Origin of the sequence: Rhodococcus sp. R1101 (genome assembly GCF_000278445.1) — a bacterium.
GTDB classification, from domain to species: domain Bacteria; phylum Actinomycetota; class Actinomycetes; order Mycobacteriales; family Mycobacteriaceae; genus Rhodococcus; species Rhodococcus gordoniae.
Genome location: NZ_AJVB01000491.1, coordinates 1 through 2855 on the forward strand (window position 1 = coordinate 1; position 2855 = coordinate 2855).

At 67.4% G+C, this 2855-nt stretch carries 2 protein-coding genes and 1 pseudogene; 2 read left to right on the plus strand and 1 reads right to left on the minus strand.

Annotated elements, in window-relative coordinates; translation table 11 throughout:
* Positions 1-357 precede the first annotated feature (357 nt).
* Together R1101_RS27755 and R1101_RS31165 are read left to right on the plus strand one after the other, a co-directional pair.
* Positions 358-2058 carry a sodium:solute symporter family protein gene (locus tag R1101_RS27755; protein ID WP_051017595.1) on the plus strand — a complete coding sequence of 567 codons (1701 nt, stop codon included), beginning with the start codon at positions 358-360 and terminating at the stop codon, positions 2056-2058.
* On the plus strand, positions 2055-2186 hold the full coding sequence (locus tag R1101_RS31165) for a putative transporter small subunit (protein ID WP_016935144.1): 132 nt from the start codon (positions 2055-2057) through the stop codon (positions 2184-2186). Before R1101_RS27755 ends, R1101_RS31165 begins: the two co-directional genes overlap by 4 nt.
* A gap of 187 nt (positions 2187-2373) precedes the next feature.
* Here R1101_RS31165 and R1101_RS0120400 read toward each other — a convergent pair.
* Positions 2374-2855 (minus strand): annotated as a pseudogene (locus R1101_RS0120400) (5,10-methylene tetrahydromethanopterin reductase); the annotation flags it as partial.

Below are 2855 nucleotides of genomic sequence, written 5' to 3' on the forward strand. Positions count from 1 at the left end.
TGCCTCGGCCGGCGAAGCAGTGCACCGAGAAGGCGACCATCGGGCCGGCCCGGATCGCCTCTCCGCGTGCACATCGCCCGACCGAGGTAACCCCTCGCGCCGGCGGCGCGCGCCCGCGCAGTTCACGGGCGCCACCGAGAACGCCGCCGCCTCTTCGTCGGCACACGCCCGGATCCGGGTGTGCCCTGCTGGAGCGGTATGCCACGCCCGATCGGGTGTTCGACGCATGCCCACCGTCCGGGGGTGAATCGGACAGACGCCGAAGCGGAACCGCGAACGGACGCGTGCAACGCGCCCCGTGGATCCGCGCTGCGCTCCGATCGCCGTGGACACGACGCGAAGACGAAGGAGGTCGCAGTGGACGGCACCGAGCTCGTTCATTTCAGCGCCGCGACGATCGTTACCCTGCTCGTATTCTTCTATGGCGGAACGCTTCTCATCTCCGCCCGGATCGGGAAGAAGGACGAGAACGCCGACGGTTACATGACCGCCGGCAACAAGGTCGGTTTCGGGGTGTCGGCGGCCAGCATGACCGCCACCTGGATCTGGGCGTCCTCGCTGTACGCCTCCGCGACCTCCGGATACACCTACGGCGTCTCCGGCCCCATCCACTACGGGCTGTGGGGTGCACTGATGATCCTGTTCATCTACCCCTTCGGCAAGCGGATCCGCGCGGTCGCACCGAAAGCCCACACTCTGGCGGAAGTCATGTTCGCCCGGCACGGCCGGTCGAGCCAGCTCATGCTCGCCGGCTCGAATCTCGTCGGCAGCCTGATCAGCCTGATGTCCAACTTCATCGCGGGGGGCGTGCTCATCTCGCTGCTCTCCCCGTTCGATTTCGTTCAGGGCGTGGTGTTCATCGCCGTCGGGGTGCTGCTCTACACCCTGTGGTCCGGCTTCCGCGCGTCCGTCCTCACCGATTTCGTGCAGGTCGTGGCGATGCTCGGTGCCGTCGTCGTCATCATCCCGGCGGTCTTCTTCCTCACGGGCTTTCCCGGCGCCTTCGACAGCGGTGCCGGCAATCTCAGCGACCAGCAGGGAGATTTCTTCTCGAGCGAGGCGTTCCTGAACCAGGGCGCGCCGTACATCGCGGCCGTGCTCGCGTATGCCATCGGAAACCAGACGATCGCGCAGCGGCTGTTCGCGGTGCGGGAGGATCTCATCAAACCGACCTTCGTCACCGCGACGATCGGTTACGGGGCGACCGTCATCGGGGTCGGCATGTTCGGTGTGCTCGCGCTGTATCTGGGCATCGACCCGATGGACAGCGACGTCAACAACATCGTGCCGCAGATGGTGGCGTCGTTCCTGCCCACGGCACTGGTCGTCATGTTCTTCGTCATGATCATCGGCGCGCTGTCGTCCACCGCCGATTCCGACCTGTCGGCCCTGTCGTCGATCGTGATGGCGGACATCTACGGTCAGAACATCGCCGGGGGCACCCGCAACGCGGATCCCAAGCGCATGCTCTTCGTCGGGCGCGCCACGATGATCGTCGCGACCGCCGCCGCCGTCGCCTTCGCGAGCATGCGGCTGAGCATCCTCGACCTGCTGGTCTTCGTCGGGGCACTGTGGGGCGCACTGGTCTTCCCCGTCATCGCGAGCTTCTACTGGGACAAGGTCACCAACAAGGCGTTCACGACGTCGGTGCTAGTCGCCCTCGCAGCGTTCCTGCCGGTGCGGTTCGGATGGTTCCCGATGGACGGAGTGATCACCTGGGCGGTGGACATCGCCTCGGTGATCGGCGTCGGCGTGATCGCGGGCCTGATGGCGTTCGGCTTCTTCGGAATTCGGGTCGCGCGCATCGTCGGCACCGTCGCCGCAGTGGCGGCCGCACCCTTCGCGCTCGGCGCGGTCCACGAGTACGCGGTGCTCAGCGCATCGCTCGTCGCGTACGCGGTCAGCACGGTGGTGTGCTGGGCGATGTCCGTGAACTCCGAGGAGAACTTCGATTTCGAGGTCATCGCGCAGCGCGTCGGTGACTTCGACGTGGAGGAGGACACCGCGACGGCCGGGAACGATCCTGCAGCAACCAGTCCGGAGAAGGAGAACCGATGAACATGCTCACGCTGACGATCTACGTCCTGATCTGGCCCGTGCTGGTCGCCGGTGTCCTGGCGGTGCTGTGCCGCGGGTTCTTCGAGGAGTGGCTGCAAGCGCGACGGGACGGCAAGGATCTGATCTGACCCCTCGATTCGGGGAACGCCAGGTGATCCTCGGAGGAACGTGGCAGCCCGGCGGGCGCGGCGTCCGGGATGCCGGTGCCCGTCCGGCACCACGGGCGATCTGTTCGGCGAGTTCTCGCGCCGCCCTGCCGATCCGGCTCGTCGACGCGGCGGAGGCCTTCCCCGCGCCGAAGTCCTCGGTGGCGGGTCAGCGGGCGTCGGCCTCCTCCGGCACGAGGTCCACGCGGGCCGGGATCACCTGCCGGTGCGCCGAGTCGGCGCCCTGCGCGGCGAGAGTGCTGTGCGTGGGCGGGTCGGACGGCACGTGGGCGGGGCGGCGGCGTTCGAATTCCGTTCGCAGCACCGGCACGACCTCTCGCCCCAGGATCTCGATCTGTTCGAGCACGACGTCGAGCGGCAGGCCGGCGTGGTCCATGAGGAACAGCTGACGCTGGTAGTCGCCCGCATAGTCCGCGAAGCCGAGCGTACGTTCGACGACCTGCTCGGGTGTGCCGACGGTCAGTGGTGTCATCGTCGAGAAGTCCTCGAGCGACGGGCCGTGACCGTAGACGGGAGCATTGTCGAAGTAGGGACGGAAGATCCGCTTCGCCTCGGCCTCGGTCTCGGCCATGAACACCTGGCCACCGAGCCCGACGATCGCCTGGTCGGCGGCGCCGTGTCCGTACTGCT